Source organism: uncultured Microscilla sp. (assembly GCF_947493425.1).
Taxonomy (GTDB): Bacteria; Bacteroidota; Bacteroidia; order Cytophagales; family Microscillaceae; genus Microscilla.
Genome location: NZ_CANLRP010000052.1, coordinates 16,005 through 38,143, shown reverse-complemented (window position 1 = coordinate 38,143; position 22,139 = coordinate 16,005). Strand labels below are relative to the sequence as shown.

Here is a 22,139-nt window from a genome sequence, read left to right as displayed (position 1 = left end):
CAAGTGAACAAAATGTTTGGTGGATGGGTGGTCTTTATTAAGAAGGCGCTAAATAATTTTCACTTACGCATTTTATAAACTATTAGAAATCAGCATGCTATAAAATTTGTTGCTAAGGTGTGAACCCTGTTACCTAGTGCTTTGGGAACTAAGTAAATTCTACATTATTTCGAGGTTATTTTGGCGGCTGTCAAACTTACAAAATTTATTCTGCAGGGAACTGGCAGAGTTCGTTTTCTGAATTCCGAAGCATATTGGAACCGTAGCCACAGAAGTTTTAGGAGCTTTCTTGAACAGCTAACGCACGCGTTCCGTGTGTGTACATCAAGATCAAGTAACTTTAAAAGGTACTTATTTTTTAAATTAAGATATTGTTTATCAGTAATTTAAAGCCTTCAGCTGAAAAGTTGAGTTGACGCCAGTGCGATTCATCGGGGCAGCTATGCTGTGGCGAGTTGCTAAATCCTCCGAATCTAATGTGAAAGGAATTTAGTACCCAAAGTACTAAGGCTTTAGGGCTTTTAAAACTCCTCCTTATTTGCCAAGTAATTATAGTCCTGCAGTATTGTACGTAAAAAAGGCATAGGTTGGCCATCATAAGTGACATTGAGTGTTTCTTGTATCTTTTGAGCCAGCGAGTGAAAAATTTGAGGGTCACGTATTTTTTTACGTTTTGCTATGAGATCTTTGATAATATTAATGTCATTATCAGACAATATCAACACCTGTTCATAAGTAGGTTGGTAATGCTCATCATCTATAGTCTTAAAAATGCGTCTAAGATCGGCAAGCTCTATTTTGGGTTTTACTTTTACTACTGTAGTGCCTGCAGCCATATCTGCCAAACGCTGCCCTTTGCCATTGACTGAGAGAGCTATAACTGCTACAGCACCTTGTAATAAGTAAATGTCTACAATACGCAGTACCCAACGGATAAGGTAGTGAGTAACCGTGGGTTGAGAACCATCTACGCATATTACCTTTATTTTTCTTTGTTTTTTACCCACAGTTTGCCCATTGAAAAGCACCTCAGAAGCCAATGTATAAAATAACACAGGCAAAAATAAAATTATCCGGAAGGGGACAAAAAGGTGGCTTTGTACGAGTGATTCACCTAGGTGGTACAAAATAAAAAGTGCTACAATAAGGTATGATACAATAATGGCAAGATCGATAAGAAAAGCGAGTATACGATCACCAATGCTGGCCAGGTCATAATCTATTTGAACATTTTGGGTAGTTTCAATACTAACTCTACTCATCTTTTCATTGTTTTTGCGTACATTAGCAAAGAGCAGCAAGGTATCAGCCGCAAATTACAAGTTATTAAACGCTTTTTTAACCTGTTGAGATGAACAAAAAAAGTGAAAATTCATGCGTGAAACCACCTTTGTAAAGAAAAATATAGATAAATGGGAAAAGTTTGAGAACTTGTTGAAGAAAAAACGTCCCAACCCCGATCAACTGGCCAATTTGTTCATCGAAATCACTGACGACCTGGCTTATGCCCGCACCAATTATCCCAGAGGCAAAACAACCGCCTATTTGAACAATCTTGCCGCTAAAGTTCACCAATCTATTTACCGCAATCGTCGTGAAGTTGGAAGCCGCATCATCAGCTTTTGGCTATATGAGCTGCCTCAACTATTTCGCAGTGTACACAAAGAGTTTTTCTATTCTTTTCTTATCTTTTTTATTGCTTGTTTGCTGGGGGCACTTTCTACAGCCTACGACGATCACTTTGCCCGTTTGATATTAGGAGATGGTTATGTAAACATGACATTGCGTAACATAGAAAACGGTGACCCCATGGCAGTGTATAAGGGGACTCATCAAAACGATATGTTTTTTTCTATTACTATGAACAATATCAGGGTGGCTTTTAACACCTTTGCCTTGGGGCTGCTTTTCTCGTTTGGCACTGGATATTTTCTCATGGTAAATGGCTTTATGTTAGGAACTTTTCAGTTTTTTTTCTATCAAAAAGGGCTACTTTGGACATCAGTGTTAAGTATATGGATACATGGCACGCTCGAAATCTCTGCAATTATTATTGCTGGAGCAGCTGGTTTTGCTTTAGGCAATAGCATTTTATTTCCGCGTACCTACTCGCGAAGCGTATCTTTTAGACGAGGGGCAGTCAAAGGAACAAAAATTATTGTAGGTCTTGTGCCAGTGTTTATCATTGCTGGTTTTCTCGAAAGTTTTGTCACCCGTCTTACCGATGCCCCCATCTTTTTGAAGCTGCTTATTATTGGAGGTTCAGCTGCTTTTATAGTTTATTACTTCATTATTTACCCTATCAAACTAGACAAACAGGCGCAAATTAATCCAGTGAGCTATTTTGGTATGCAAGAGAAAGTAACAGAAGAAGAGAAAGAGAGCTTGGTATAAGTAAAAGATTTTGGCAAAGCATAAAAAACGATCAGCTATTTAACTGATCGTTTGAAGCACTTCCTTTTTTAAGGAAACTTTGGGAATTTATCAAAGTCGGGTTTTCTTTTCTCCAAAAAAGCATTGCGTCCTTCTTCTGCCTCTTCGGTTTGATAAGCCAAACGAGTAGCTTCGCCAGCAAACACTTGTTGTCCTACCAATCCATCATCTATGAGGTTAAAAGAAAATTTAATCATTTTGATTGCAGTGGGGCTTTTTTGCAAAATCTCTTGTGCCCATTGATACGCCTCGTTTTCTAGCTCGTCATGGGGCACTACTGCATTCACCATTCCCATTTGGTATGCTTCTTCGGCAGAATAGCTTCTTCCTAATAAAAAAATCTCACGCGCACGTTTTTGACCAATCTGACGTGCCAGGTAAGCCGATCCATATCCACCATCAAAACTTGCTACGTCCAAATCGGTTTGCTTAAAGATAGCGTGTTCTTTGCTGGCAAGCGTCATATCACATACTACATGCAGGCTGTGTCCGCCACCAACTGCCCAACCAGGTACTACCGCAATCACGATTTTGTTCATAAAGCGGATCAATCGCTGTAAATCCAATACATTGAAGCGTGCAATCCCATCTAAGCCCTTGTAGCCTCTGGCGCTTCGGGCATTTTGATCACCCCCTGAACAAAATGCATGCTTTCCATCCTTAGGCGAAGGGCCCTCACCGGTTAGCAAAATCACACCAATTTCGTTGCTCTCGTGTGCATCAGTAAATGCATCCAACATCTCAGCAATGGTTTTGGGACGGAACGCATTCCTTATTTCAGGACGGTTAAACGCAATGCGTGCTACTCCATTGAGTTTTTTATAAGTAATATCTTCGTATTCTTTGACGGTTTTCCAATCTAAAGCCATATTGTTTGCAGATAGTTTATTGAGTAATTTTACAAAAAATAAAGGTAAAAAAGTTAGTGGTAAGCTAAAAAAATAGCCAAGCTTTAGTTGGAACTAACTACGGAGAAAATGATGGTTATTTGTCAGTAAATATTTTCTTTTTATCTTTTCAGAAACAACGACCAATCAAAGAATGGAAGAGTATTACCAAAGCATAGAAGATTTTATCTTGACACAAATGTCACATACCCCACAAGACATTTACAATAAAGTGCGCTTACATGGTTATATAGGACAACACAAAGCAGTACAGGCTATTAGCCTCATGGCTTGCCGCCATATTCGTCGCTTGAAGAACGTGTTTGTAGACAAAATACCCAAAGATGAATTGCCCCCCAAAGACAACTATTTATTGGTAGGCCCTACCGGGTCGGGCAAAACCTACTTAGTCGACATTGTTTTCAACAAAATCCTTCACCTACCCACTACTGTAATTGATATTACTTCTTACTCCGAAACAGGGTATATTGGGCAAGATGTGGTATCTATACTTACTCGCTTGGTAAACGCAGCAGATGGCAACTACGACCTTGCTGCCTTGGGAGTAGTATGTTTAGATGAGTTTGATAAGCTGTCTACTAGTAAAAACAGTGCAGTATTTGCCGGGCAAGGCACCACTAAAGATGTCAGTGGTTTTGGTGTGCAAAAAGAGCTATTAAAAATACTGGAGGGTGCCGAGGTAGATGTTCCCGAAGAATTGAGTCATTCGGCATATGCCCCACGTGATACAATGAGTACTGAGTTTATCTCTTTTGTAGCATTGGGTGCATTTTCGGGCATTACCAAAACTATTAATCATCATAACCAACAAATAGGCTTTGGCAGCAAAACCGAAACTGTTTATACCGATGCCATTGCCTATCAATTAAACGAAAATGACCTGAACAAAACCGTCTATTTTCAAGAGTATGGTATTATGCCAGAGCTTATTGGGCGTTTCTCACGCATTGTACCCTTTCATCCTTTAGACAAAGCACATCTTAAGGATATTTTAGTAGAAAATACCCTCAAGCGCTATGAAAAAGAACTAGCCTTGGTAAAATCATCATTGAAAATAGACGATGATGTGCTTGTAAAGATCGTAGACCAAGCTATAGAAATGGAAACAGGCGCACGTGGATTACGCACCTCTTTGTTTGGTTATATAGAAGATGCCTGTTTTGATTTGTACTCTCATTTAGAGCAGCAAAATACTACAATTCATTTGTTTTTGGAAAAAGATAAAATCCAATGGGAAATTGTATAAAAACGACCTGCTTGCAACCAGCCAAACAATTGGCTGATTGGTCACCTTTGTACCTTTATTAAAGAAGCCTTAAGAAGCTTTTGGTGGCTTTTAAGTTCCTTTTCGAGAAGTTTAATTTTGGCCTTGTAGTACAGGCTTGAGTCTGTTTTGGGGTGTGTCGATACCTTGGTATGACTGGTGGGTCTGTAAGACACCAATAAGAAAAAAGCGATCCCTCCGATGATCATAAATAATACCCGGAGGAGTTTCCTCTGTGATTCCACGTTTGTAGGTGATTAAGTAAATAAAAAACCGCTCTTAAACGATGGTTTAAAAGCGGAGTACAAAGTTAATGCTTTATTTTATAAATAGTATTATTTATCTCTGCCACTTTCGGCTTTTTGAGTAGGTTTTTGCAATATTTCAGCTACCTTCTTTAAAGAGTCATGTTGGTTTAACAACTTTTTGTAAGCAGCTTTAGTAGCCTTCAGCTTATTTTTTAAGTGGTAAACCTGAGGTAAGTCGCCCTGCACGGGTTTACTTACCTTACGAGCAGCCAATGGCCGATGAACAGGTTTGTTGGCTTTAGCCGTATGTTTTGCTTGAACAGCTTGCTTGGTTGGGACTTGTTTTTTTTGTGGTTCAGGAGTTTGTTGCTTTTTTACCAAGTATGATGTAAGCCCAAACAATCCGACAAAAGCAATAATAGTTAGTAAAACATTGACAAATTTGCGTTGTGATTTCACAGGATTTAATAGTTTTTTTGAACAATTATTGTGCTCATAAAAGGCATTGCCATACTAATAAATAATGGTAGTAGTAACTGGCAACACACTTCGAAGTTTATTCTTCTCAGCGGAAGATAATCGGTTATTCGCGACGTTCAAAAGCTTTAACTTTTTGAGCTGACCAATGTTAGCAGGTATGGTAGATATTTGATTAAAGCTTAAATTAAGTTCCTCAAGATTAGATAATTGACTGATCTCTACAGGAAAATTGGTTAGTTTATTTTTGCTTAAATTTAGTTTCTTCATCTTTTTCCAGGCAGCAATACCAGTTGGCAAGCTACTGAGGGCATTTTGCTGCAAATTCAGCTCTTCTAACTGTTGAAGGCGGGTAATACCCGAAGGTATTTGAGAAAACTTATTTTTTCGCAAGTTGAGAGAAGTCAGTTGGTTAAGCGAAAAAATATGTGAAGGAAAAACCTTGAATCGATTTTGACGAAGGTTGAGCTTTTTTAGGTTAGCCAACTGAGTAAAAGACATAGGCAAAGTAGTGATACGGTTTGCCTGAAGATTCAGTTCCTGAAGCTGACTCAGTTGCCCAAACGATTTGGGCAAACTTGTAATGCCATTGGCGGTAAGATCAAGGGTTTGGAGTTGAGTAAGTGCCCCAATTTTATCTGATATCTTTGACAAACGGTTAAACTTGATATTTAATGAGCGAAGCCCACTTATATTTGCCATTACATCAGGAATGTCTTCCAGTAAATTATATTCAAGATTTAGTCTCCTCAAATGCTTCATCTTTGCCATTTCTGTGGGCAACGACGTCAGTTTATTGTTTTTCAGGTTAAGCACTTGTAGGTAGTCCAACGAATCGGCAATTACTGGTGGTAGTGAATCGAGCTCACCATAAACCATTTCCAGTACTTGTAGATTACGCAATTTGAGTATGTCTTTGGGGAAATAAGTGAATTTCTTGAGTGGAAAATCAAGCACAAAAACACTGTCTGCATTTTTGAGTGCTTCTTTCAAAGAGTGATAAGCCATTTGATCAGATAAATCCTTAGGCTTAAGCAAAATTCTCTTTCTTTTTTTAGTAGAGTCTTTAGTTACAGGAGTAACAGTAGTGGTAGTAGTTTCTGTTTTATCTTTATCACGACGGTTGCGTTTGCGACGTTGAGCGTTAACAGTGTCTACCAAAAGTCCTGAAAGCAGGCATAAAATGAGTATTTTTCTCATCATAATTAATAGATATTATAAGCTTTAGAGCTTGTATAAGTTTCACCTTCAGAATCAAAAATCACTTTCAAACCAGGTGATGAAATTCAAACAAGCACTTAGGTGCCTTCAAAAACTACTTTTGCTCCAAAAAGGTTGCTTAATCAGTTCTTTTTTTCACTCTTTTTGCCATTGCTCAAAAAGCAATTAACAAAAAACAAGTGATTGATGGTTGGCACCCTGCAGTTATACACTAAATAACGCAATTATAACGCAATTAGTCAAATAAACCGGGCGATTTATTGGGCAGAGTTTTACCCAAATGTTGGTAGGCTTCTTCGGTAGCCTCTCTTCCTCTGGGAGTTCTTTTAATAAACCCTTGCATGATTAAAAACGGCTCATACACCTCTTCTATAGTCTCTGCCTCTTCGCCACAGGCAGTAGCAATGGTAGACAAACCCACTGGACCACCCCTAAACTTGTCTATAATGGTAGTCAAGATACGATTATCCATTTCGTCCAGCCCTTTTTGATCTACCTCTAAAGCATCCAACGCCATTTTAGCTATATCTAGGGTAATAGTGCCATCACCCTTTACTTGAGCAAAATCACGGGTACGACGCAACAGGTTATTGGCAATACGTGGAGTACCCCTACTACGAAAAGCAATCTCATAAGAAGCATCATGCTCAATAGGGGTGCCTAATATAGCGCAAGAACGACGCACAATAGTAGATAGTAAGTCAGCATCATAGTACTCAAGGCGTGCCTTGATGCCAAAACGAGCCCTTAGCGGAGAAGTAAGCAAACCTGCTCTGGTGGTAGCACCGATCAGTGTAAAAGGATTCAACGCAATTTGTATAGTGCGGGCACTTGGTCCTGAATCGAGCATAATATCAATCTTGTAGTCTTCCATTGCCGAGTACAAGTATTCTTCCACTATAGGGTTCAAACGGTGAATTTCATCAATAAACAGCACATCATTCGTTTCCAGGTTGGTTAATAACCCAGCAAGGTCACTGGGTTTGTCTAGCACAGGGCCAGAGGTGATTTTTATTTCAGTGCCTAATTCATTGGCAATAATGTTGGACAAAGTAGTTTTACCCAAACCAGGAGGGCCGTGGAGTAATACATGGTCTAAGGCTTCTTCACGTTGTTTGGCAGCTTGTACAAAAATCTTCAGATTAGTTACAATTTTACCCTGCCCCGAAAAGTCATCAAAGTTGAGAGGGCGCAAGGCCTTTTCAATCGCCTGGTCACCTTCACTCAGGTGGTCTTTATCAGCCTGTATATGCTCATTTCTTGGGTTCTCCATAATACAAATATACTAACGTGAGTAACACACAGGCAAACACTTGCTCATATTTTTGGCAAAAAGCCAATGAGAACTTTTAATAGCATTTGTCTTCAGTGAATATGTTTTGTAATTTTCGGCTATGATTGCAAAAGTATTGGAACAAGACAGTCAGAGGTTAGTTTTACACATCAAAGGCAGGCGTAAAAACTTGAGTTTTGTTCTCAAGATAGGTGTAGCCATTATGGGTGTATTGCTTATACTACTTAAGCTGATTGGTATCAATTGGTGGTTGGCAATATTGATGGCCTTAGGCGGTGCTGTACCTTTTGTGATTGTGCTTACTACTTTGTTTTTGAGGGTTTTCAAGCCTTCCCGTTATTTTGTGTTTGACAAAGCCTGGAACTTATTTCAGTATATGAGGTTTGCTCTGGACGAAAAAGGAGAGAAAATAATGGAGGCTTCTTTGTCTTCTTTGAGCAAAATAGAAGGAGTATATGACGAAAAAACAGCCCAAGAGGTATTGGTTCTTGCGTTTGATGCTGCCGATCCGATTATCTTGTGCGAAGCCCCTGAAAGAGGCAGTACACTTGCTGACAAGGAGCATATTCTCTTGTTTTTGAAAGGTTAACGCCTCTTGGTAAATGTATAAATAAACCTGAGTAAAATTGAAAAAAGTTAAAATAAATCTTTTATTTGTACAGGGAGCCATGTAAATTCTCTTTCCAACCTTTGCTGGTTATTTATCACACAAAATCAATGACCAAAGCCTTTTCGTCAACTAATATTTCAACAAAAAGCCCATGGGACACCGAACCAACTATATTTTGATAGAAAATAAAGAACATGACATTTACTATGCACACTGGGACGCCAATATCATAGGGCGTAAGCTTTTTTATGGACCAGACTCACTTGTACAATATATTAGACCCTTAAGTGTATCTGAAAAACTGCTCGATACTGTTTGGGGTGAGGGAGCCGCATTGGTAGATATGGATCAGCAAAAGCTGTTATTCTGGGGTGACGAGTTTTTGTGGCATACTCCAGCATTGGTCACTTGTTTTGTGCAAATGCTGAAAGAGACTACTTGGAAAGGCTGGCAGGTAGAATGGGCAAATGAAGGACAAGTAACTATAGCCAAATACCTTGGGGTGGATACCCAAACAGTGCTCAATACTGAGGAAGAGGAAGATGATGAAGAAGGGGAGGAGGTAGAAGCAAAAAAAGCCACCACATACACTGCAGGCGAACTTGCTAAATTACTTGATCAAATGCTTCAGAATCATTTACAAAACCTTGACTATGACCCTACTGCAACCATTCGGAGTTTTATCAAAGACAACCGTAAAAAAGGAGAAGAGGTAACAGTGAATCCTCACGCACTGGAGTACAATAATATAGAGGACCGTCACAGAGAACAAGTTATACAGCAACTATCGACTTGGATTGTTGATTTGAGAGAAGGTAAGGTATCCCTTCCCCCAAATAAAACCTAGCAAATTAAGATATTTGCAAATAGATCACAGTTGCCAGTATAATTCGCCGTAAAATGTCGTTAGGAGGAACCACGTCTTTTATTTCAATAAACATACGACTATTACTTGTGCCCGACAGTAAGTTAGTCCACGAAAACTCACCCCCTGCCTTTCTTGATAGTTCCGCCATCAACTGATTGTCCATGGTGAAAAACTGAGTTTTTCCAGTAAATGAAGGTTTAATGGTAAACAATGGGTTACGTTCAGTATCCCACACCTCAAACGGTTTACTGAAAAACAGCAAGTCACGTGGAAATTGTGCAATGATGTCTCCTTGGGGGTTTAATACATCTATAAAAGAGACTTTTCCAAATTTAGCTTCTTTTTGTAAAGTAAATACCAGCTCACCTATGGGATTATATGCTTTAAATGCAAAAGGAATAATTCCACCCAGCATGGTCATACGCAATACCCCAGTGACCAAATCAGATTTTTCTTCTATCTCAATAATAGGCGCTTTAGTATCATAGTCAAAAATACTATATTGACGCAACATTCCGCGTGATACACTAATTCCTTCAAGTACATATTTGTTTCGGTTAAATATAGAGAGCATATAGTTTGAGGTTATTTGGTTATAAGTGTTCTGTTATATATGTAATTAGTTTAAGTATTTAGGTCATACATCATACTATAATGTAACTGCCTTATTATAAATGACCTATGTATACTTGTAGCTTATCGCTCCTGCTAATATTGAAAAGCGTAATTTTAATTACGAAATGCCTGCTGGAAGGTTGGCAATAGTAAATAGATGAAATTTATTCAATATTGCTAATTCCATTGCCGAATAGTGTATCTTTGGACACACAACACATACAAGAATACGGTTAAACGCATAAAAATATATCGGGGCAATCACTCTCCGCTCGATTATTGCAGCTAACTAACACTCTATATCATTCTTAAAACATAAAAGACTTACTTTGTGATACTATGCCTGAGTTGAATTTCAAAAAAATATTTACAAGAAAAAGAGTACTATGGTTATCTCTTTTATTGTTGTTACTGACTTTTGCAGGTGTAGCCCTTACATTTCAAACCCCTCAGATGGTGAAAATTGGTAAAACAGAAGTAAAGCGTCTGGAAGGCAAGATTATGTATGTAGAGGCAGAAGTTATCATTCATAACGCCAATTTTTTTCCTATTCATATCCAAAGCTTCAAAAACAATATATTTATTAATAATGCACAGGCAGCGGTAGCCCACAGAAAAGAAAAAATAACCCTAAAGGCACAAGCAAACACTACTGTAAAACTTCAGGTAGAACTAGACATTAAAGCACTTGCCGAAATTCACCCTAAACTTAAGCAGCAAAAGATATGTGCTATAGACATGAAGGGAAAATATAAACTCAATGCTTTGGTAACCACCCTTAGTTTTAATGGAAACAATCATCAAGAAGTAGATTTAAGTAAAGAAGGAGATCAAATTGCCAATTTTACTATTGGTAAAGATGGGCTAAAAGTGAAAAGACTTAAGACAGCGTCTTCCAACAAAGGAATGAACATTTCGCTGGACATAGGTTTGCAAAACAAGTACCCTTTTGACTATAAAATTAATAGGCTAGATGTAAACATTACTCCACCTGACAATGAGGCGAAGCTAGGACATTGGAAACTGTCGGAAGGGGTGATAATTCATGCACGTACTACCGAGTACCTTCCAGTAAAATTTTATATTCCCAGTAGCAAATTAATTGCAGCATTGTCAATTATGTATACTAAAAAAGTACAGGCAATAGGCTCTTGTCAAGTGGTGGTTGCTGACGAAGTCTTCAATATTCCCATCAAACAATCTATTCCCTTGCCTGCACACCAACTCGTAGGGAGTCAGTTCTAAATTTTTATAAACTTACAAACTTCTTTGCCTTACAGCTTCGTATACAATCACTGCTGTGGCTACTGATACATTCAACGAACCAATTTCTCCCTGTAAAGGTATTTGAGCCAAATGGTCTGCTTTTCGTATCAATGCCTGAGAAATTCCATCCTCTTCAGAACCCATTACTATAGCCGTAGGTACCGTATAGTCTGGTGCATAAATAGTATCACTGGTTTTTTCTGTACAAGCTACTATCTGCAAGCCACTTTCCTGCAAAAACTCAATGGTTTTTTCCAGGTTAGCTTCCCGGCATACTGGCAAATAGTTGAGTGCACCAGAAGAAGTCTTCATTGCATCACTGCTTATTTGAGCCGATCCTCTGGCAGGAATTACAATGGCGTGTATACCAGCACATTCTGCTGTACGGGCTATAGCCCCAAAGTTGCGCACATCGGTCAGGCGGTCCAATATCAACACTAAAGGGGTTTTACCCTCCTCGTAAAGTTGGGGAATAATGTTACTCAAGGGTTGGTAGTGCACCGCCGAGATGAAAGCAATAATGCCTTGGTGATTTTTACGGGTAATGCGATTGAGTTTGTCTAATGGTACCTTAGCTACTGGCACCTCTCTTTTTTTTGCTTCTTCTAAAATATAAGCTATTTTGGGCGAGTTTCTGCCCAGTTCACGTTGAATAAACAACTTATCAATAGGTTTGCCGGCGTTGATAGTTTCTGTTACCGACTGTACTCCAAACACAAAATCTGCTGCCACAATAATTAAAATTTATATAGATTAACTTTCCTGCATCTTTGCCATGAGCTTTTCCAAAGCCTGGGGAGCGCGTAAACGCTCATTTCTTACCTTTTCCTGAAGTTTCATAAAACCCCCGATCAAGGCCTCTGGACGAGGAGGGCAGCCTGGCACGTATACATCTACAGGTATAATACGATCCACCCCTTTTACTACATGGTAGCCATGCTCCCAGTAAGGTCCCCCACAGTTAGAACAAGACCCCATTGAAATAACATAGCGGGGTTCTGCCATTTGTTCATACAAACGCTTAATCCTATCTGCCATTTTGAAAGTAACCGTACCTGCTACAATCATTACATCAGACTGGCGAGGCGAAGCCCTGGGAAATACCCCAAAACGATCAAGATCATAGCCTGCGGCAAAAGTACTCATCATTTCAATAGCACAACAAGCCAGTCCAAAGCCCATAGGCCATAATGATGAAAGACGTGCCCAGTTAATCAGGTCTTCAGCTTTGGTCAGAATAATATTATCTTGTTCAAACTGTTGGTCTAATAGCCCCATAAGAATAGTGTAGTATTGGTAAGTTAAGTAGCGGTATAGGCTGTAAGCAAGGATAACTCATTCATAGTATGATAGTTATGCTTACCTATTAGGTATATTTAATTCTGCCTCGATACTTATAATCCAAAAGTTATAGACAAATTGGCTTTGAACCAATATAAAAGAAGACAAAAGTAGGAAAAGTTTGGGAGTAGTGGCTGCTTTTTGAGTTTAAACCCTATAGATTAATAAGAAATCAGGTTCATTTTTAAATTGGTAGCGTGTATATAGTCTTCTGCCTCTTCCAGAATCTCCTCGTCATCATCAGGGTAATACCAATTAACTGTAACTACCCCTCCTGCTTGTTCATATTGCTTGAGTGCTTCTATCAACAGTAAGATTTGCTTGGACGATGCAGTGCTAAAGTAAATAAACTTAAAGTTAAATTCCAGGGGACGCCCTGTTTTAGCGTAATTTCTTATCCATTGTACCAAAGGTAAATAAAAGTCGCGGTCGTTTTGATGATGTGACTCTCCACTAATTTTACAAATGCCAGTTTGACCATTAAAGTTAACACTTGGGGTAATATCAAACTTCTTACTGCCTTTGATAATGATATTTGGTGGGGTAAGCTCTGGGTTTGGTTGATTTGACATACTCAGGCAATGTTTTATGGTTAAAATTTGGACAAGTAAGTAAGTACGAAGGCAGAATTAAATATATCTAATGAGTAGGTGTAACTACCTTATGATGAACAAGTTACCCTTACTTGTAGCTTATAGCTAATTACTTGCCGCTACTTAGTGCTATATAACCCACTAAAGTAACAGCTATTGACCAAAAATATATAAAAAAACAGCCTTTTATTGAAGTATTTTTTCAGGGTTTGTTGTTAGCTGTAAGTCAAACGCAATACAACAGGGTGGGAGCAACAATACTAATATGTAAGGGTAAATTGTATTTATTTTATATTAAGTGAAATGTTTTTTAACGGAAATACTTGCAAAAGTTAAAACTTTTATCTTCCTTTGTCGTATCAATAATTAAGTAAGTTTTTACATTTTTATACATTTATAAATAATTTGATTGTTGTTTAAAGTAAAAAATTACATAAAAACTTGTATTAATAAAAACACGTTATTACCTTTGTATCATAATGTTACTACAAAATAAACATATCACCCCAAAAACGATTAACCCCTGGAATCGGAAGCACATAATAAAACGCTGGAGATTCTGTGAGGCTAACGAGGTGAATATGTTTGTATCCCAAAGTCTGAAACCTGATCAAAACAGGTGTAAAGACTAACAACTCAAGAAAATAACAAACAATCATATATCCCAAAAGCCTTACAGATTCACACGAAACTGTAAGGCTTTTTTTATGTCTAATATCTTAAAAACAATATTAAACAGGGATTTTAGTCAAAGCTGATGAGTGACTAACTGTGTTGAGTTTGCAAGCTCAGTTTACAAACATTCACAAGGTGAATATTCACTCGAATCAGCTATTGACTACGGACTAAATACTATCAACTATTGCACATATGCTCTTAGCCAAGTTGGTCAAGGCACTTGTCTGATACACAAGTAATCGGGGGTTCGAATCCCTCAGAGCATACAAAAGCACCTGTAGTTCAACGGCTTAGAATAACTGACTTGTAATCAGTGGATCAAGGTTCGATTCCTTGTGGGTGCTCTAAACACTTTGAATGATTAATACTAAATATCTGATAAACAAATAGTTAAAACAAAAATAAATGATTTTCCCGATAAGACATATAGCAAATACACATACGCACCGTCGGAATCCTATTTGGATAAAACCCCCGAAAGCGGCAAGGCTATTACTATGACTATAGTAAAACGATGATGAGAATACCCATCTTTTAAAGCCTTGTCTCATAACGAAACAAGGCTTTTTTTGTATGTGATTGCTACACAAGATCAAACTTGTGCCCTTAGCTTAGCTGGTCAAAGCACCTTGCTCATACCAAGGGGATCGAAGGTTCGAGTCCTTCAGGGCACACCAAAAAATTACTCGGATAGTGGAAGAGTGGTCATCTTCGCTGGTCTTGGACTCCAGAGGACGTAGGTTCGAATCCTGCCTATCCGACCATTGAAAACGATTGATAATTAAGTGATTAAACTATATTCGGATAGTAGAGGAGAGGTTTATCTCGCTAGTTTTGGGTACTAGAGCACGCAAGTTCGAATCTTGCCTATCCGACCATTATACAAATGCTGACTGAGGTGGAATTGGTTGCCACACCTGTTTGTGAAGCAGGAGAATCGGGTTCGAGTCCCGGCAGACAGCCCATATTGCGTCAGATGAAGCAAAGATTCAAACGAGAGGCTCCTTTTTAAGAAGAGCTTCTGGGAACGAATCGAGTGATTAATTCAATGAAAATTATTGGTTTCTTATAAGCCAGAGGTTGGTTTGCAACTTGTCGCTTGCTTCTGTCAATTAAATATTGCGTCATAGTTCAACGGAATAGAATACCTGGTTTCGACCCAGATGATGAAGGTTCGACTCCTTCTGACGCAACTCATTGTTAAACAGTATTTTGCGCTGTAGTTTAATGGATTAGAATATTTGGTTTCTACCCAAATGGTGAAGGTTCGACTCCTTCCAGCGTAACCACTATTTACATTGCGTCATAGTTCAATGGAATAGAATGCCTGGCTACGAACCAGGGGATGAAGGTTCGACTCCTTCTGACGCAACTAACTGTTCAACAGTACTTTGCACTGTAGTTTAATAGGTAGAACACCCGGTTTATATCCGGACAATGAAGGTTCGACTCCTTCCAGTGTGCTATTATTTGGTTTTAATAAAGCAGGTTTATCTTGCTGGTAAAACAATGTATATTGTTTTTTGTTTCATAAATCACAATGTAAGTTTTTTTAATAAATATTTGTAATACTATGAGTAAGAATAAAGTAAAACATAATAAATGGTGGAAATACTGCCTTGAATGATAAAGATTTTTATTGTACTATTTTTATATATTATAAATGTCGTATAAGCCTCTTTGTCTCTTCAAAGAGGTTTTTTCTTTGCCATAATTAAAATTCGCTTGTAGCTCAGTAGGTTTAGAGCATCTGACTTTTAATCAGAGGGTCGTGGGTTCGAGTCCCACCAAGCGAACCAAAAAGAGTGTCGTAAATTAGTGTTACTTCGCTTCACTGTTAATGATGAGATGCGGGTTCGAGTCCCGCCAGAGCCGCTATTTGATACAATGCTTAAAGGCTCTGTAGTTTAATTGGTAAAATATAATATACACTAATTGTTAGTTACCTCTTTTTATCCACGGATATAGTTCAACGGTAGAATAATGGTCTCCAAAACCTTTGATGAGGGTTCGACTCCTTCTATCCGTGCCAACATTCGTTCGTAGCTCAATTGGCAGAGTTCCCGGCTTTTAACCGGAAGGTTGTGGGTTCAAATCCCACCGGACGAACCATCAAGGGAATGTAGCTGAGAGGTTTAGCATCCGACTGTTAATCGGATACACGCAGGTTCGAGTCCTGCCATTCCCGCCAAAATTCGCTTGTAGCTCAATTGGCAGAGTTCCCGGCTTTTAACCGGAAGGTTGTGGGTTCAAATCCCACCAAGCGAACAAAAAGAGTGTCGTAGATAAGTGTTACTTCGATTCCACATCGCCGGGCCGGGGGTTCGAGTCCCTCCTCTCCTGCAAAAATGTATTGCTCAAAATAGGAGAGTAGCTCAGTAGGTTAGAGCAGGTAAACGTCACTTGTCGTTAGTTACCTCTTTTTATCCACGGATATAGTTCAATGGTAGAATAATGGTCTCCAAAACCTTTGATGAGGGTTCGACTCCTTCTATCCGTGCCAACATTCGTTCGTAGCTCAATTGGCAGAGTTCCCGGCTTTTAACCGGAAGGTTGTGGGTTCAAATCCCACCGGACGAACCATCAAGGGAATGTAGCTGAGAGGTTTAGCATCCGACTGTTAATCGGATACACGCAGGTTCGAGTCCTGCCATTCCCGCCAAAATTCGCTTGTAGCTCAATTGGCAGAGTTCCCGGCTTTTAACCGGAAGGTTGTGGGTTCAAATCCCACCAGGCGAACAAAAAGAGTGTCGTAGATAAGTGTTACTTCGATTCCACATCGCCGGGTCGGGGGTTCGAGTCCCTCCTCTCCTGCAAAAATGTATTGCTCAAAATAGGAGAGTAGCTCAGTAGGTTAGAGCAGGTAAACGTCACTTGTCGTTAGTTACCTCTTTTTATCCACGGATATAGTTCAATGGTAGAATAATGGTCTCCAAAACCTTTGATGAGGGTTCGACTCCTTCTATCCGTGCCAACATTCGTTCGTAGCTCAATTGGCAGAGTTCCCGGCTTTTAACCGGAAGGTTGTGGGTTCAAATCCCACCGGACGAACCATCAAGGGAATGTAGCTGAGAGGTTTAGCATCCGACTGTTAATCGGATACACGCAGGTTCGAGTCCTGCCATTCCCGCCAAAATTCGTTTGCAGTTGATGTGGTATCTAAGAACGTTTAATGTTCTTATTAGAAAGGGATTTCTAAGCAATAAAAAGCCTCGTTATTTTTGAACAACGAGGCTATATTTTTAAACCTTTAAATACGCTATTTTAGTCTTGACGATAATTTGTAAAAATACAAACTTCAATAAAAGTGTAGTAGAGTAAAGCACTCTTCCTCATATTTTTTGAAAATTACCGTCAAAGGCGTCTATTGGCAAAATAAAATACCAAATTCTATCTTTCTCATTCGTTTTATTTTTTTATGATTTTTACAGATTTTACTACCATTCCATAACGAATAACCGAACAATAATACATCCCAACAGGTAACCCTTGCATATCTACAGTAAAACTGTATTGCCCTTTCTTTATCGTTTGACTTGGACATACTGTAGCTACTTTATTACCAAAACGATTGTAAATGACAATTGAAGTCGTTGCCTCGGTATTGGTTTTTAGTGTGACAGTAGTAGTACGTTCTACTGGATTCGGAAAGTTAGACAAGTGTACCGAAGAAGTTTTTTGGTGCTGGGTAGTTTGACTATTAAAATAATTATGATGATTATTGACAAACTCATACCCATTTGTTTTATCCCAATTGATAGACCAAGTCATTAACCCTCTTAAGTTAGGGTAGCCAGTGGCATTTTGAAGCGTATATCGTCCACCAAAAGAAACTCCTTTGGTGAGGTAATTCAACGCTTTGTGTACTTCATTAGGTGCCAAATACCCCCCGGCTGGTGCGGCGGCTGGCTTAGCAGGTAAACCAATGGCCACCTGGTCTTCGCGCAGTGGTGAAAATATGCTATTTGTATTTCTTCCAACAGGGAATCCTTTCAACAATAATTCGGTCATAGCCACCATAAAATCAGCTGTAGACTGGGCATAAATTTGATTGTCATACCCAAATTGTGAGCCTGTATTATATAGTTGTGGGTGTACATAAGTGAGTTTATCTCTCAATGCATGAATCACAGGCAGATAGCCCCCAAAAGCAGTTCCATAGTTAGCAAAGCCACCTTGTAAGTATTGTACTTCTGGAGCTGCGCTCAAAATAAACTCATTGCCAAACTCATTGCACAAGGTACGAGTGGCTGCAATTAGGTTAATAACTTTTGGCGTAGTAGGATTTTTAAAGTCGGTATCTCCTGAATTCAGGATAACAGAAGAACCTTCTAAGTCAATGTCTAGCCCATCAAAACCATACTCTTGAATAATGTTACGCATAGAGGTGATAAATTTCTCTCGATCAGCGTCATTTTTCAATTCTACAGGAGCATTGGCTCCTCCAATAGATATCAATACCTTGGTACCTTTTTGTTGTACCGCTTTTATATCTGCCTTAAATGCTTCTTTTGATACTTCTGATGGAGTAAAAGTCATCGTCATATCTGTGTGAGATACTGGAATAGCAAATGCTACACAAATTACATTATATCCGCTAGGTACATCTTGCAATGCCATATAAGGTGCAGAAGACAAGTTCCAATTATGCCAGTAACCCACCACTATATTTTTGGGTAGCGAGCTATGAGGTGGGGTTGTTTCTCCTACGGTAACAGTATGAACAGTAGAAGTGGTAGTAAGTCCCTCGTTATCAGTAGCCATTGCTGTTAACTGATAAGTTCCCTCTGCAACATTGTTCCAAGTTATCCTGTAAGGCTGGTTAGAAGCCTCACCTAGCTTTTGTCCATTAGCATAAAATGCAACTTTTGTTATTTGTCCATCAGTATCATTTGCATTAGCCTCAATAGAGATCATATTACCCAAAGGAATAGTGGCTCCATTGACAGGGGTAATGATATTGACGTTTGGTGCTTGATTTTGTAGCGTATTTACTTTAACAGTTACCAAAGCAGATGTAGTGCTTGCCCCTTCATTATCTTCAGCTATTGCTTTAAGCTGATAATTGCCTGAAGGTGGGTTTTGCCAATTTAACTCATAAGGAGCATCATACACAATACCCAGCAGGAGGTTATTGGCGTAAAAGCTCACCTTAGAAATGCTGCCGTCAGCATCTTGAGCAGTGGCTTTAACTTCAATGTTTTGTCCTTGAGTAAAGTTACTGTTAGAGGCAGGTTGGGTAATGTTTACAGTAGGTTTTTGGTTGGTGCTTCCCCCACAATTCCCCAACAACTCCCAAGGGTTAGCATCCATGCTTTGGGTAGGGTTATCTCCTTTAGTCCACCATTTATTGCGGTACTTTTTGCCCTGATAACTTACAATATTACCAGCAGCAGCGTATACTTTACTGGCATCCCAAACAGGTACACCTGCACAACTATTGCCAGTACTACTATCTTTTACAGTGATAGTGATGGCATCCTGAGCTAACTCTTTTCCATTGTCATCCAGGGCTTTTGCCAATAATATAACATTTCCGATAGTTTGAACGCTCCACGAAAATGCATAAGGACTATCAGTTTTTTCTGTCAAGAGTTGTCCGTTGGCATAAAACACCACTTTGGCAATATCCCCAGTGTTCCCGTTCCATTCTGCTTTCACATTGACCGACTGTCCAGCCACGATCTCACTGTTTGGGGTAGGCGAACTAATAGTAAGCGTATGATCAGCACTTCCACAATTGCCTAGCAACTCCCAAGGGTTAGCCGCCATATTTTGGGTAGGATTATCTCCTTTAGTCCACCATTTATTGCGGTACTTTTTGCCTTGGTAGCTTACTATATTGCCAGCAGCAGAATATACTTTACCAGCATCCCAAGCTGGAATATTGCCACAATTTCCTCCTCCATTATCAGCAGCTTTTATTTCAACGGTTATGCTTGTAGAGGTGGTTGTTTGTCCTTGATCATCGGTAGCAATGGCTTTGAGTGTATAAGTCCCTTGGGTAGTGTTAGACCAACTGAAACTATAAGGAGCAGAAGTATCTGTGCTCAATAGTAGGTTATTGGCATAAAAAGTTACTTTGCTTACTGAGCCATCTGCATCTGAGGCGTTGGCTGCAATAGGAATGATTTGACCTAGCTCAAATTGGGCATTATTGCCAGGCTGAGTCAAATTTACCACAGGGGCAATATTGCCACTATTACCCCCGTTTCCTGTAGCAAATACTCGATTTAAAGTATTCACCAAGGGAGACTGAGTGTTGGCGACATACTTGAGGTGACTGCCTTTTGAGGTAGCGCTCCCTGACATTTGTAAATCACCATATACAGACCAAACAATGACACCAGCCAATTGTTGATCATTTACAAATTTAGCTTTATGCTCTATAGATTGTACATCATCATAACTTAAAAAAAAGTTGCCTTTGGTGAGATAGGGCACTTTAGCCTCATTATCCCAGTGGCGTGTCCATCCACTGTTGGGTTGCAACGCTTGCTGCACAATGTAGGAGTAAAACGGAGCACCATCAAATTTTCCCCAATTAGTAAAGTCAGCAGCAGTAGAGATGTCTCCGTCAGGACTTACAAAACGGTTTACTTTTTGAGTTGGTGCATTGAGTGCAGCGGCTCCTTGAGTAACCACTCCTCTACCATAATTTGCTGCTCCTATATTGATCTTACTTTTGGGTACTCCTAACTGCAAAAGTGTTTGTATGCTACTATTTACGTTGAAGTCGGTGTGTGTGGCTCCTGTATAATTATATAAAGGGGTATTGTGTGCTGTTTTGTTTGACCAACCTCCATTATAATCATACGTCATGATACCAAAATAGTCTACCAAAGGGGTAAGCTTGTTCCACTCGATGTTTTGTAACTTGGCAGGGCTTCCCGAAAAAGCAATGTTAATTAACTTTCCCGATCCGAGACTGTTTAAGCGAGTGCGTAATTCGGTTACCAAAGTAGTAAGGTTTTGGTAGTCAGCAGTTGACCCTGTAAAGTTCATACCTTCAAAAGGGCCAGGGAACTCCCAGTCTAAGTCGATCCCATCAAAACCCATGCGAATTAGACGTTCACAGTCATTGATAAATTTTTGGCGTTTTTGTGGATCTGCGGCCATTTCTGGAAAATGTTTAGACATACTCCATCCACCAATGGCAGCCATTACTTTTACTCCTTTTTCATGAGCTAAATCAAGCAACCCTTTTGCTCCTCCGTCTTTTTTGAGAGGCAAGGGCAGTGGTTGATTACTTACTCCCCAGCCAGGGTGGCTCCAGGTATTGCTTCCTTCTTGTACAACAAAACCTTGTGCCTCTGCCTTTACTTTAGCAGCAGCATCAATCCATTGTACTGGTTCAAGTTCACCCAGCAGAATGTGCAATTCCCAACTACTGTAAATATCGGCGTGTAGTAGAGGTGCAGGAGCTTGTACTGCATTAGATTGGTGAATTTGTTTGTTGCGATAATCACCCCCATGCAAAGAACCATCTTGAGCTACTCCAAAAAACGAGTAATTTAAGATGGTGTACTGTGAATAATCAATATTTAAATGATTAAAGGCTCCTTTAGCTGGAATACCATAACTTTGATCTTTCCAGGCATCCCAGTTAGTAATATAGCCTATAACTTGTTTTTGATGATTTTGGGTAGAGTGGCTTCCACCAGAATTGATTTGAGCAGTCGATAATTTTGGACATACGATAGCAAGCACTACAAGCAACCATTGCCTGTAGCAAAAAGTGAATTTATTCATAATAATTTAATAATGTGGTTAGTAACTCTTTTGTGAAAAAATCACAAAACTTAATTCTAAGTAAAACTGCCAAAATCACTTGCTCCCTAGAACATTAACGCTGTGTGTGGTGGTGTGATTTTTCAAAAACTAGCAAGGGCTTCTATAGCTCTGGTTCTGATAGATACCGGAATTTGAACTATGCAAATTCCCTTCAGCACAAGTTTTTTTCTCACCCAACTAACAGATAGAAAATTCTCTGAGAACAAATTATTTTGTTTGTTTTACCGAAAGTATAGCGTATTTATTTGGTTTAAAGTTTTTAAATGTTGGGTTTAAAGAATAATCTTTTTCAACAAATAAAGCACGGGTTAAACGTTCGTTTGACAGAGTTATTATAGACGCCAATTAAATTATTGTTGAATGGGTGTAGTCAAATTATTTGCTTGATGATCGTAAAATAGTAGGAGGGAGGCGGAGACTTTTAAGGTGTTTAACTAAAGTCATAAGCAAATGTCAAGCAACGTATTTTGATCTTTAGTAAAGTGGTTAGAGTAGACTTACAAGTAGCGTTTTTAAAAGCAGTTAGAGC

The 22,139-nt window shown here is 39.1% G+C and carries 15 protein-coding genes and 22 tRNA genes; 27 read left to right on the top strand and 10 right to left on the bottom strand.

What is annotated here, in order from left to right; translation table 11 throughout:
* Window positions 1–521: 521 nt before the first annotated feature.
* Window positions 522–1,262 carry an RDD family protein gene (locus Q0954_RS15120; RefSeq protein WP_299458240.1) on the bottom strand — a complete coding sequence of 247 codons (741 nt, stop codon included), beginning with the start codon at window positions 1,260–1,262 and terminating at the stop codon, window positions 522–524.
* Between the two features lie 112 nt (window positions 1,263–1,374).
* Here Q0954_RS15120 and Q0954_RS15115 point away from each other — a divergent pair, with 112 nt between their 5' ends.
* Window positions 1,375–2,394: a stage II sporulation protein M gene (locus Q0954_RS15115; protein ID WP_299458238.1), complete on the top strand. Its 1,020-nt coding sequence runs from the start codon at window positions 1,375–1,377 to the stop codon at window positions 2,392–2,394.
* A gap of 68 nt (window positions 2,395–2,462) precedes the next feature.
* On the opposite strand, the gene Q0954_RS15110 is transcribed toward Q0954_RS15115, so the two are convergent.
* Window positions 2,463–3,302: a 1,4-dihydroxy-2-naphthoyl-CoA synthase gene (locus tag Q0954_RS15110; RefSeq protein WP_299458236.1), complete on the bottom strand. Its 840-nt coding sequence runs from the start codon at window positions 3,300–3,302 to the stop codon at window positions 2,463–2,465.
* 172 nt (window positions 3,303–3,474) lie between these two features.
* On the opposite strand from Q0954_RS15110, the gene Q0954_RS15105 reads away from it, so the two are divergent.
* On the top strand, window positions 3,475–4,587 hold the full coding sequence (locus Q0954_RS15105; RefSeq protein ID WP_299458233.1) for an AAA family ATPase: 1,113 nt from the start codon (window positions 3,475–3,477) through the stop codon (window positions 4,585–4,587).
* 353 nt (window positions 4,588–4,940) lie between these two features.
* On the opposite strand, the gene Q0954_RS15100 is transcribed toward Q0954_RS15105, so the two are convergent.
* The 3 genes from Q0954_RS15100 to ruvB form a co-directional block, all read right to left on the bottom strand.
* Window positions 4,941–5,312, bottom strand: a complete 372-nt coding sequence (locus Q0954_RS15100) for a hypothetical protein (protein WP_299458231.1) — start codon at window positions 5,310–5,312, stop codon at window positions 4,941–4,943.
* Between the two features lie 54 nt (window positions 5,313–5,366).
* The gene (locus Q0954_RS15095; RefSeq protein WP_299458229.1) at window positions 5,367–6,533 is read right to left on the bottom strand and encodes a leucine-rich repeat domain-containing protein; all 1,167 of its coding nucleotides are present in this window, start codon (window positions 6,531–6,533) and stop codon (window positions 5,367–5,369) included.
* A 253-nt stretch (window positions 6,534–6,786) separates the two neighbouring features.
* A complete protein-coding gene (gene ruvB / locus Q0954_RS15090; RefSeq protein WP_299458226.1) occupies window positions 6,787–7,824 on the bottom strand; it encodes a Holliday junction branch migration DNA helicase RuvB in 1,038 nt (345 codons plus the stop codon).
* Between the two features lie 121 nt (window positions 7,825–7,945).
* Here ruvB and Q0954_RS15085 point away from each other — a divergent pair, with 121 nt between their 5' ends.
* Both Q0954_RS15085 and Q0954_RS15080 read left to right on the top strand, forming a co-directional pair.
* Complete coding sequence (locus Q0954_RS15085) at window positions 7,946–8,434, top strand: hypothetical protein (RefSeq protein WP_299458225.1); 489 nt, start codon at window positions 7,946–7,948, stop codon at window positions 8,432–8,434.
* Between the two features lie 172 nt (window positions 8,435–8,606).
* Window positions 8,607–9,302 carry a hypothetical protein gene (locus Q0954_RS15080; protein ID WP_299458224.1) on the top strand — a complete coding sequence of 232 codons (696 nt, stop codon included), beginning with the start codon at window positions 8,607–8,609 and terminating at the stop codon, window positions 9,300–9,302.
* Window positions 9,303–9,306: 4 nt separating this feature from the next.
* On the opposite strand, the gene Q0954_RS15075 is transcribed toward Q0954_RS15080, so the two are convergent.
* Complete coding sequence (locus Q0954_RS15075; RefSeq protein ID WP_299458223.1) at window positions 9,307–9,897, bottom strand: hypothetical protein; 591 nt, start codon at window positions 9,895–9,897, stop codon at window positions 9,307–9,309.
* A 494-nt stretch (window positions 9,898–10,391) separates the two neighbouring features.
* Here Q0954_RS15075 and Q0954_RS15070 point away from each other — a divergent pair, with 494 nt between their 5' ends.
* Window positions 10,392–11,183: an LEA type 2 family protein gene (locus Q0954_RS15070; RefSeq protein ID WP_299458222.1), complete on the top strand. Its 792-nt coding sequence runs from the start codon at window positions 10,392–10,394 to the stop codon at window positions 11,181–11,183.
* 12 nt (window positions 11,184–11,195) lie between these two features.
* Here the strand turns inward: Q0954_RS15070 and rlmB are convergent, their stop codons facing one another.
* The 3 genes from rlmB to Q0954_RS15055 form a co-directional block, all read right to left on the bottom strand.
* The gene (gene rlmB, locus Q0954_RS15065; protein WP_299458221.1) at window positions 11,196–11,936 is read right to left on the bottom strand and encodes a 23S rRNA (guanosine(2251)-2'-O)-methyltransferase RlmB; all 741 of its coding nucleotides are present in this window, start codon (window positions 11,934–11,936) and stop codon (window positions 11,196–11,198) included.
* 21 nt (window positions 11,937–11,957) lie between these two features.
* Entirely contained in the window at window positions 11,958–12,482 is a 525-nt protein-coding gene (gene nuoB, locus Q0954_RS15060) for an NADH-quinone oxidoreductase subunit NuoB (RefSeq protein WP_002698562.1), read from the bottom strand.
* 224 nt (window positions 12,483–12,706) lie between these two features.
* Window positions 12,707–13,117, bottom strand: a complete 411-nt coding sequence (locus Q0954_RS15055; protein WP_299458217.1) for a DUF1987 domain-containing protein — start codon at window positions 13,115–13,117, stop codon at window positions 12,707–12,709.
* 891 nt (window positions 13,118–14,008) lie between these two features.
* Here Q0954_RS15055 and Q0954_RS15050 point away from each other — a divergent pair.
* From Q0954_RS15050 to Q0954_RS14945, 22 genes are all read left to right on the top strand, one after another.
* Window positions 14,009–14,082: transfer RNA gene (locus Q0954_RS15050), tRNA-Ile, on the top strand.
* Window positions 14,083–14,087: 5 nt separating this feature from the next.
* Window positions 14,088–14,160, top strand: a tRNA-Thr gene (locus tag Q0954_RS15045).
* Between the two features lie 256 nt (window positions 14,161–14,416).
* Window positions 14,417–14,493 (top strand) — tRNA-Met (locus tag Q0954_RS15040).
* A 10-nt stretch (window positions 14,494–14,503) separates the two neighbouring features.
* Window positions 14,504–14,580: transfer RNA gene (locus tag Q0954_RS15035), tRNA-Pro, on the top strand.
* 37 nt (window positions 14,581–14,617) lie between these two features.
* Window positions 14,618–14,694, top strand: a tRNA-Pro gene (locus Q0954_RS15030).
* A gap of 10 nt (window positions 14,695–14,704) precedes the next feature.
* Window positions 14,705–14,779, top strand: a tRNA-His gene (locus Q0954_RS15025).
* 157 nt (window positions 14,780–14,936) lie between these two features.
* Window positions 14,937–15,009, top strand: a tRNA-Arg gene (locus Q0954_RS15020).
* Window positions 15,010–15,029: 20 nt separating this feature from the next.
* Window positions 15,030–15,105: transfer RNA gene (locus Q0954_RS15015), tRNA-Arg, on the top strand.
* Between the two features lie 10 nt (window positions 15,106–15,115).
* A tRNA-Arg gene (locus Q0954_RS15010) sits at window positions 15,116–15,188 on the top strand.
* Between the two features lie 20 nt (window positions 15,189–15,208).
* Window positions 15,209–15,280 (top strand) — tRNA-Ile (locus tag Q0954_RS15005).
* Between the two features lie 257 nt (window positions 15,281–15,537).
* A tRNA-Lys gene (locus Q0954_RS15000) sits at window positions 15,538–15,615 on the top strand.
* 159 nt (window positions 15,616–15,774) lie between these two features.
* Window positions 15,775–15,848: transfer RNA gene (locus tag Q0954_RS14995), tRNA-Trp, on the top strand.
* A gap of 4 nt (window positions 15,849–15,852) precedes the next feature.
* Window positions 15,853–15,928 (top strand) — tRNA-Lys (locus Q0954_RS14990).
* A gap of 4 nt (window positions 15,929–15,932) precedes the next feature.
* A tRNA-Asn gene (locus Q0954_RS14985) sits at window positions 15,933–16,007 on the top strand.
* A 4-nt stretch (window positions 16,008–16,011) separates the two neighbouring features.
* Window positions 16,012–16,084 (top strand) — tRNA-Lys (locus Q0954_RS14980).
* Window positions 16,085–16,245: 161 nt separating this feature from the next.
* Window positions 16,246–16,319, top strand: a tRNA-Trp gene (locus Q0954_RS14975).
* 4 nt (window positions 16,320–16,323) lie between these two features.
* A tRNA-Lys gene (locus Q0954_RS14970) sits at window positions 16,324–16,399 on the top strand.
* Window positions 16,400–16,403: 4 nt separating this feature from the next.
* Window positions 16,404–16,478 (top strand) — tRNA-Asn (locus Q0954_RS14965).
* 4 nt (window positions 16,479–16,482) lie between these two features.
* Window positions 16,483–16,555 (top strand) — tRNA-Lys (locus Q0954_RS14960).
* A gap of 161 nt (window positions 16,556–16,716) precedes the next feature.
* Window positions 16,717–16,790, top strand: a tRNA-Trp gene (locus Q0954_RS14955).
* 4 nt (window positions 16,791–16,794) lie between these two features.
* Window positions 16,795–16,870, top strand: a tRNA-Lys gene (locus Q0954_RS14950).
* A gap of 4 nt (window positions 16,871–16,874) precedes the next feature.
* Window positions 16,875–16,949 (top strand) — tRNA-Asn (locus Q0954_RS14945).
* 275 nt (window positions 16,950–17,224) lie between these two features.
* On the opposite strand, the gene Q0954_RS14940 is transcribed toward Q0954_RS14945, so the two are convergent.
* Window positions 17,225–21,568 carry a glycosyl hydrolase family 18 protein gene (locus tag Q0954_RS14940; protein ID WP_299458216.1) on the bottom strand — a complete coding sequence of 1,448 codons (4,344 nt, stop codon included), beginning with the start codon at window positions 21,566–21,568 and terminating at the stop codon, window positions 17,225–17,227.
* Window positions 21,569–22,139: the final 571 nt, after the last annotated feature.

Excerpts from the sequence above, each read along its gene's own strand:
- Q0954_RS15110 (WP_299458236.1), bottom strand. The coding sequence starts at position 3,302 with ATGGCTTTAGATTGGAAAACCGTCAAAGAATACGAAGATATTACTTAT.
- Q0954_RS15105 (WP_299458233.1), top strand. The coding sequence starts at position 3,475 with ATGGAAGAGTATTACCAAAGCATAGAAGATTTTATCTTGACACAAATG.
- nuoB (WP_002698562.1), bottom strand. The coding sequence starts at position 12,482 with ATGGGGCTATTAGACCAACAGTTTGAACAAGATAATATTATTCTGACC.
- Q0954_RS15115 (WP_299458238.1), top strand. The coding sequence starts at position 1,375 with ATGCGTGAAACCACCTTTGTAAAGAAAAATATAGATAAATGGGAAAAG.
- Q0954_RS15070 (WP_299458222.1), top strand. The coding sequence starts at position 10,392 with ATGGTGAAAATTGGTAAAACAGAAGTAAAGCGTCTGGAAGGCAAGATT.
- ruvB (WP_299458226.1), bottom strand. The coding sequence starts at position 7,824 with ATGGAGAACCCAAGAAATGAGCATATACAGGCTGATAAAGACCACCTG.
- Q0954_RS15120 (WP_299458240.1), bottom strand. The coding sequence starts at position 1,262 with ATGAGTAGAGTTAGTATTGAAACTACCCAAAATGTTCAAATAGATTAT.
- Q0954_RS15055 (WP_299458217.1), bottom strand. The coding sequence starts at position 13,117 with ATGTCAAATCAACCAAACCCAGAGCTTACCCCACCAAATATCATTATC.
- Q0954_RS15080 (WP_299458224.1), top strand. The coding sequence starts at position 8,607 with ATGGGACACCGAACCAACTATATTTTGATAGAAAATAAAGAACATGAC.
- Q0954_RS14940 (WP_299458216.1), bottom strand. The coding sequence starts at position 21,568 with ATGAATAAATTCACTTTTTGCTACAGGCAATGGTTGCTTGTAGTGCTT.
- Q0954_RS15085 (WP_299458225.1), top strand. The coding sequence starts at position 7,946 with ATGATTGCAAAAGTATTGGAACAAGACAGTCAGAGGTTAGTTTTACAC.
- Q0954_RS15075 (WP_299458223.1), bottom strand. The coding sequence starts at position 9,897 with ATGCTCTCTATATTTAACCGAAACAAATATGTACTTGAAGGAATTAGT.
- Q0954_RS15095 (WP_299458229.1), bottom strand. The coding sequence starts at position 6,533 with ATGATGAGAAAAATACTCATTTTATGCCTGCTTTCAGGACTTTTGGTA.